The organism is Kocuria sp. CPCC 205231 (assembly GCF_040980965.1).
Taxonomy (GTDB): domain Bacteria; phylum Actinomycetota; class Actinomycetes; order Actinomycetales; family Micrococcaceae; genus Kocuria; species Kocuria rosea.
The window spans coordinates 1-576 of sequence record NZ_JAVKPP010000095.1; the positions used below are offsets into that span (position 1 = coordinate 1).

Genomic DNA, 576 nt, shown 5'->3' on the forward strand with positions numbered 1-576 from the left:
AGAAACTGCGATTGACGCTGAACAAAGCACTGCGAGCGTCGCAGCAATACCACGGCAAGCCGTGCAAGGTTTGTGGGGAAACGTTGCGTTACCGCAGCAACAAACGCTGTGTTTTGTGCAAGCATGAGATGGACGCAGCAGCATACCAGCAGCGGAAAGCACGGCAGCAGGTGGAGCACCGGCACGAAGTGGAGGCGGCGTAATGTTGAAGCAGAGCAAGGATGATGGCTACCCAATCACGGATAAAGAGCTGGCGCACGCTGAGAGACTTCACCGAGCAGTGAGCAAAGACCAGCACCCACGGCTTAACCCGTTCGACAAGGGGCGTATTCATGCAGCAACGTTAATGCTGGCGCTGATTCAGCATAGACCGTATGAGAAAGCAGAAGATACGGTGTCGCATTACCTGAGCTGGCTTTCCCACTGGAGCCACAAAGACAGAGCAGCACCAGCAAAGGCTAAATGATTTTGGCTAATGGAAACTCCTTACCTCGCTGATTACGGGGTGAGGATATTTAACTAACGAGAGGGTATGCAATGACCAAAGAAGAACTGATTTTGAGACTGGAAGAACGG

At 52.3% G+C, this 576-nt stretch carries 2 protein-coding genes; both read left to right on the forward strand.

What is annotated here, in order from left to right:
- Nucleotides 1-203: hypothetical protein (locus tag RF640_RS19035; RefSeq protein ID WP_368828670.1), on the forward strand; the 203-nt coding region annotated here is incomplete at its 5' end.
- Entirely contained in the window at nucleotides 203-466 is a 264-nt protein-coding gene (locus RF640_RS19040) for a hypothetical protein (RefSeq protein ID WP_259542304.1), read from the forward strand. The genes RF640_RS19035 and RF640_RS19040, both read left to right, overlap by 1 nt.
- Nucleotides 467-576: the final 110 nt, after the last annotated feature.

Bases quoted from the DNA above. Each gene is read 5' to 3' on its own strand.
- RF640_RS19040 (WP_259542304.1), top strand. From the start codon at position 203: ATGTTGAAGCAGAGCAAGGATGATGGCTACCCAATCACGGATAAAGAG.